Origin of the sequence: Rhodanobacter lindaniclasticus, assembly GCF_004799035.1 — a bacterium.
In the GTDB taxonomy this organism is placed as follows: Bacteria; Pseudomonadota; Gammaproteobacteria; order Xanthomonadales; family Rhodanobacteraceae; genus Rhodanobacter; species Rhodanobacter lindaniclasticus.
Map to the genome: position 1 here is coordinate 23,621 of NZ_MWIO01000010.1, position 6,493 is coordinate 30,113.

Here is a 6,493-nt window from a genome sequence, read left to right on the forward strand (position 1 = left end):
CTTCGGATTTCGCCGCGCGGTACGCTTGCGCTACCGGCGAGGGGGCGTGGCTGTGATCGGGCAAGACGTGCGTGCGCGCACGGTGGTTCTGGCCCGGAATGTGCTTGAATCCCCTTGAAGGCTCTGCCGAGCCGGCCATCCGTCGCGCCACCGGGCGGGTGCGCGACCACTCCATGTCCACAAGCGACGCCACGCGTCCGCGATGGCTGCAACCGGAAACCATACCGATGACCCTCACCAGTCTTGGCATCCTGCTCATTGTCAACGGCGTGCTGCTGTGGGCCATCATGGCTGCGCTTCACCGTCACACGGTGGTGCTGAAGAACCTGCAACTGCAGATGGAAACCCTGCTTGGCCGGCACGGCGCCGACGCGGGCGGCGAGATTCCGGCAGTCCGCCCCCGGGATGCCGGAAAGCCGCCATCCCGGTCGCGGCCGGAGTCGGTGGACTCCTCGACACGCTGAACGGCGCGTGCCGAGGTGCGGCTCGCCGTCTTGGCGTGGTCGCCCGGAACGGGTAGAACGGTGCCGTTCGCGCGTGGCGACGACCACGCCCAAGCCACGGAGCCTCGTATGGATATGCCGTCCGTTCCCACCGATGCCGAACTGCTGGCGCTGGCCGGCGAGGTAGCCGTGGAAGTGCAGCGCTGCCGCCTGATGCTGGTCACGGCCGAATCCTGCAGCGGCGGCTGGATCGCCAAGACGCTGACCGACCTGCCGGGCAGTTCGGCCTGGTTCGACGCCGGCGTAGTCACCTACAGCTACGAGGCCAAAGAGGCCCTGCTGGGAGTCAACCCGCGCACGCTGGAGCATGCCGGCGCGGTCAGCGAGGAGACCGTGCTGGAGATGGTGGCCGGCGCGCTGGCGCGCTTCGGTGCCGGCGTGGCGGTGGCGGTGACCGGCATCGCCGGCCCGACCGGCGGCATGCCGGGCAAGCCGGTGGGCACGGTATGGATCGGCTGGAAACGCCGCGGTGGCTACGCCCATGCGCGGTTGTTCCATTTCTCCGGCGATCGCGAGGCGGTGCGCCGGCAAACCGTGGCGGCGGCGCTCGAAGGCTTGCGGAAAACCCTGACGGAATGAGGCGTCGCATGCCGCCAGACCGGCTTGACGGGTGTGGGATACTGCATGTTCCGATCATGGCTCGTCGCCGAGCGCGCCCGCCCGAATCCGCGTGATCGCAACCCCTGAGATTCGACCCGGGCATCATGCATCCCACTCACCGCCCAACCGGAATACCAACGATGGATGACAACAAGCGCAAGGCGCTCACCTCCGCCCTCGGCCAGATCGAAAAGCAGTTCGGCAAGGGTGCCGTCATGCGCATGGGCGATCGCGTCAACGAGGCGATCGAGACGATCTCCACCGGCTCGCTGGGGCTGGACATCGCACTCGGCGTCGGCGGCCTGCCGCGCGGCCGCGTGGTCGAGATCTACGGCCCGGAATCCTCCGGCAAGACCACCATGACCCTGCAGGCGATCGCCAGCTGCCAGCGCGCCGGCGGCACCGCCGCGTTCATCGACGCCGAGCACGCGCTCGACCCGACCTATGCCGAGAAGCTCGGCGTCAAGGTCGACGACCTGCTGGTGTCGCAGCCCGACACCGGCGAGCAGGCGCTGGAAATCGCCGACATGCTGGTGCGCTCCGGCGCGGTCGACATGGTGGTGGTCGACTCGGTCGCCGCGCTGACCCCGAAGGCGGAAATCGAGGGCGAGATGGGCGACTCCCACGTCGGCCTGCATGCGCGCCTGATGAGCCAGGCGCTGCGCAAGCTCACCGCCAACATCAAGAAGTCCGGCTGCCTGGTGATCTTCATCAACCAGATCCGCATGAAGATCGGCGTGATGTTCGGCAGCCCGGAAACCACCACCGGCGGCAACGCGCTGAAGTTCTACGCCTCGGTGCGCCTGGACATCCGCCGCATCGGCGCGGTGAAGAAGGGCGACGAGATCATCGGTTCGGAAACCCGCGTCAAGGTGGTCAAGAACAAGGTGGCGCCGCCGTTCCGCCAGTGCGAATTCGAGATCCTGTACGGCGAGGGCACCTCGCGCGAGGGCGAGATCATCGAGCTGGGCGTGGCGCAGAACCTGATCGACAAGTCCGGCGCCTGGTACAGCTACAACGGCGACCGCATCGGCCAGGGCAAGGAGAACGTGCGCCAGTTCCTGCGCGACAACCCGGCGATCGCCAACGAGATCGACAAGCAGTTGCGCGAACGCCTGCTGGTGCAGCCGGGCAAGGCGGCCGCGGCCGGTCCCGAAGAGGCGCTCGAGGAAGCATGAGCCGTGATGGTTGACGGTCCGTTGCATGCGCATGGCCCGGTTCGCCCGGGCCATGCGCGTTTTGGTCAGCCGTCGTGTCTCGGCGCGGCAGTACATGTATCCCCGGCTGTTCCCCCTGAGCGCAGCGAAGTCGAAGGGCGGCCCTTCGACTCCGATCCTGTGGATCTACGCTCAGGGGGAACGACCGGGGAAATCTGCTCGTACTAGCCAGGTGTCCGTTTGCATGGCCATGACATGAAGAAGCGTCCTGGCGCGGACAACCCGGCCAAACCCAAACGCAGCGCCTACGACAAGGCGCTCGGGCTGTTGGCGCGCCGTGAGCATTCGCGCAAGGAACTGAAGACCAAGCTGCGTCAGGGCGGATACGAGGGCGAGGAAACCACCGACGCGCTGGACCGCCTCGGCGAGCAGCACTACCAGGACGACGACCGCTTCGCCGAAGTGCTGCTGCGCAGCCGGATCAGCCAGGGCTACGGTCCCATGCGCCTGCGCCAGGAGCTGAAAAGCCACGGCCTGGTTGACGCCCGCATCCGCGAATTGCTGGACGCGGTGGAGGTCGACTGGAACGCCTCGGCCATGGCCCAGCTGCGTCGGCGCTACGGCGGCGCAGGCAGCAAGGACCCCGCCGAACGCGCCCGCCGGGCACAGTTCCTCTTGCGCCGCGGCTTTGCCGCCGCCACAGTACGGCGTGTTACCCACGCCGAAGTGGACGACGCCGACGATCTTCCCTGACATCCATTGCCACGCGGCGGTGGCGGAGCGATTGGCGCCAAGCCGGCGTGGCCCTTGCCGCCAGCCATCGCGATCCGCATGAAAACCTCCGAAATCCGTTCCGCCTTCCTCGACTTCTTCCGCACCCGGGGCCACACCATCGTGCCGTCCAGTTCGCTGGTACCGGCCAGCGACCCGACCTTGATGTTCACCAATTCGGGCATGGTGCAATTCAAGAATGTGTTCCTCGGCAGCGAGAAGCCCGGCTACGTGCGCGCAGCCGACGTGCAGCGTTGCCTGCGTGCCGGCGGCAAGCACAACGATCTGGACCAGGTGGGCTACACCGCCCGCCACCACACGTTCTTCGAGATGCTCGGCAACTGGTCGTTCGGCGATTACTTCAAGCACGAGGCGATCGGCTGGGCGTGGGAGCTGCTGACCCAGGTGTTCAGGCTGCCGCCGGAGCGGCTCACCGTCACCGTCTACCACACCGACGACGAGGCCTTCGCGATCTGGCGCGACGAGATCGGCGTGCCCGTCGAGCGCATCATCCGCATCGGCGACAACAAGGGCGCGTCGTTTGCCTCGGACAATTTCTGGCAGATGGCAGACACCGGTCCGTGTGGCCCGTGCACCGAGATCTTCTACGATCACGGCGCACACATCGCCGGCGGCCCGCCCGGTTCGCCGGACGAGGACGGCGATCGCTACATCGAGATCTGGAACCTGGTGTTCATGCAGTTCGACCGGGCGCCCGACGGCACGCTGAGTCCGCTGCCGGCGCCGTGCGTGGACACCGGCATGGGCCTGGAGCGGCTCGCCGCGATCCTGCAACACGTGCATTCCAATTACGAGATCGACCTGTTCGCTCATTTGATCCGCGTCGCCGGTGAGCTCACCGGCACGTCCGACCTGGCCAACAAGTCGCTGCGCGTGATCGCCGACCACATCCGCGCCTGTTCCTTCCTGATCGTCGATGGCGTGCTGCCGTCCAACGAGGGTCGCGGCTATGTGCTGCGTCGGATCATCCGTCGTGCTCTGCGGCATGGCTGGATGCTGGGCGTGCGCGGCGACTTCTTCTGGAAGATGGTCGCGCCGCTGGTTGCCGAGATGGGTGAGGCTTATCCGGAGCTGAAAGAGAAGCAGGCCTTCGTCGAGGATGCGCTGCGCACCGAGGAACAGCGCTTCGGCGAAACGCTGGAGCACGGCATGCGGCTGTTCGATGAGGCTGCGGCGAAGTCCGGCAAGACCATCCCGGGCGTCGAGGCCTTCCGCCTCTACGACACCTACGGTTTCCCGGTCGACCTCACCGCCGACATCGCGCGCGAGCGCGGCCTCGACGTGGACATGGCCGGCTTCGAGCAGGCCATGAACGAACAGCGTGAGCGTGCCCGCGCCGCGGGCAAGTTCGAGGCCAAGGGGCAGATGCCGGCCGAACTGGCCAGTCAGCTGCCACCCACCGAGTTCCTCGGTTACGAAGCCTTGGAAAGCCGCGGCAGCAAGGTGCTCGGCATCGTGCGCGGCGGCCGCCACGTCGACCAGCTGGGCGAGGGCGAGGAAGGTCTGCTGATCCTGGACCGCACGCCGTTTTACGCCGAGTCCGGCGGCCAGGTCGGCGATACCGGCACGCTGTCTCGCGCGTCCGGGCGCTTCGAGGTGGGCGATACGCTGAAGATGGGCGGCGTGTTTTTCGGTCATGCCGGCACCTGGCATGGCGACCAGCCGCTGCGTGCCGGCGACGCGGTCGATGCTTCGGTCGATGCCTCGCGTCGCCAGGCCATCGTGCTCAACCATTCGGCCACCCATTTGCTGCACGCAGCCCTGCGCAAGGTGCTCGGTACCCACGTCACGCAGAAAGGCTCGCTGGTCGCGCCGGAACGATTGCGCTTCGATTTCTCGCACCACAAGCCGATGAGTCACGACGAACTGGCGCGGGTCGAGGCGATGGTGAACGCCGAGGTGCGCCGCAACGCGGTGGCCGAGGTGCGCAGCATGGGCTACGACCAGGCGATCGAGTTCGGCGCGATGGCATTGTTCGGCGAGAAGTACGGCGATGAAGTGCGCGTGCTGAAGATGGGCGACTTCTCCACCGAGCTGTGCGGCGGCACCCACGTCGGCCGCACCGGCGATATCGGCCTGTTCAAGATCGTCAGCGAAGCCGGCGTGGCTTCCGGTGTGCGTCGCATCGAGGCGGTCACCGGCGCCAATGCGCTGGCGTATGTCGCGGATGGGGAGCGTCGCCTGGGCGAGTTCTCGCAACTGCTGTCCAGCAGCGGCGACGACGCCGTGGAGAAGTTGCGCCAGTTGTTCGATCGCCAGAAGAAGCTCGAGCGCGAACTGGAGTCGCTGCGCAGCAAGGCCGCCGGGTCCGCCACCGCCGACCTGGCCGGGTCGGCGAAGGAAGTCGACGGCATCAAGGTGGTCGCCGCGCGGCTCGAAGGACTCGACGCGAAGTCTCTGCGCGACAGCGTCGACCAGCTCAAGCAGCAACTCGGCGACTGCGTGGTGCTGCTGGCAGGTGCTGTCGACGGCAAGGTGTCGCTGATTGCCGGCGTGCACGGCAAGGCGCTGGCCCGCGTCAAGGCCGGTGAGGTGGTTGCCTGCGTCGCCGCCCAGATCGGCGGCAAAGGTGGTGGCCGACCCGACATGGCGCAGGGCGGCGGCTCCGACGTCGCCGACTTGCCGGCGATCCTGGCGGGTCTGGCAGACTGGGTCAGCTCGCGTTGACCCGCCTTAACGGCAGCGGCAACGCTGATTGCACCGGGGAATCGTGCTCAGTTAGTATCCGCAGAGGTCGGTTTGCGCGCATGAAATGCGTAAGCCGCCAGTCAGGACGCTCAGGAGTGTTTTGGCTGTGAGCCGGGAAGGCGGTAGGGCCTTCGACGGATCAACGTCGAGTCGTGGATGGACAAACGCTCAGGGGTGAGGCGCGTCGATCCGCAAGCCTGTGACCAGCAGCATTTTATGGAGTAGCAATCATGTTGATTCTGACCCGCCGGGTCGGTGAGACCCTGATGATCGGCGACGAGGTGACCGTCACCGTTCTTGGCGTGAAAGGCAATCAGGTACGCATCGGCATCAACGCGCCGAAAACGGTGGCCGTCCACCGTGAGGAAATCTATCAGCGAATCAAGGGCGAACACGACACCGGAGGCGCGCCGGACGACGGCGGCGACCACTGACCACCGTCACAAGGCTTTACCTGCGCTGCGCCGATCAGTATCCTTGCCGGCTCCGCAGCAATGCGGCACATCCCCGGAGAGATGCCCGAGTGGCCGAAGGGGCTCCCCTGCTAAGGGAGTATCGGGTCAAAAACCTGATCGAGGGTTCGAATCCCTCTCTCTCCGCCAGATACGCAAAACGCCCCGGATGGGGCGTTTTGCGTATCTGGCGGAGAGAGGTGGTGGACGAACCCTCCGGTTCGACAATTTTGTCTGGAACAAAATTGGACAGCCGCAGGCTGGCCCTGGAGCGCGCAGCGCGAAGGGGTTCGGCCCATGG

General features: G+C 66.5%; 6 protein-coding genes and 1 tRNA gene. All 7 read left to right on the forward strand.

Annotated elements, in window-relative coordinates:
- The first annotated feature begins 104 nt into the window (after window positions 1-104).
- The 7 genes from B1991_RS02955 (at window position 105) to B1991_RS02985 (ending at window position 6,342) form a co-directional block, all read left to right on the forward strand.
- Entirely contained in the window at window positions 105-464 is a 360-nt protein-coding gene (locus B1991_RS02955) for a hypothetical protein (protein ID WP_136257219.1), read from the forward strand.
- Between the two features lie 108 nt (window positions 465-572).
- On the forward strand, window positions 573-1,082 hold the full coding sequence (locus tag B1991_RS02960) for a CinA family protein (RefSeq protein WP_136257220.1): 510 nt from the start codon (window positions 573-575) through the stop codon (window positions 1,080-1,082).
- Between the two features lie 161 nt (window positions 1,083-1,243).
- A complete protein-coding gene (recA, locus tag B1991_RS02965) occupies window positions 1,244-2,281 on the forward strand; it encodes a recombinase RecA (protein ID WP_136257221.1) in 1,038 nt (345 codons plus the stop codon).
- A gap of 234 nt (window positions 2,282-2,515) precedes the next feature.
- On the forward strand, window positions 2,516-3,013 hold the full coding sequence (locus tag B1991_RS02970) for a regulatory protein RecX (protein WP_136257222.1): 498 nt from the start codon (window positions 2,516-2,518) through the stop codon (window positions 3,011-3,013).
- Window positions 3,014-3,091: 78 nt separating this feature from the next.
- Window positions 3,092-5,719: an alanine--tRNA ligase gene (gene alaS / locus B1991_RS02975; RefSeq protein WP_136257223.1), complete on the forward strand. Its 2,628-nt coding sequence runs from the start codon at window positions 3,092-3,094 to the stop codon at window positions 5,717-5,719.
- A gap of 251 nt (window positions 5,720-5,970) precedes the next feature.
- Entirely contained in the window at window positions 5,971-6,174 is a 204-nt protein-coding gene (csrA, locus tag B1991_RS02980) for a carbon storage regulator CsrA (protein WP_136257224.1), read from the forward strand.
- A 75-nt stretch (window positions 6,175-6,249) separates the two neighbouring features.
- Window positions 6,250-6,342, forward strand: a tRNA-Ser gene (locus B1991_RS02985).
- Window positions 6,343-6,493 lie beyond the last annotated feature (151 nt).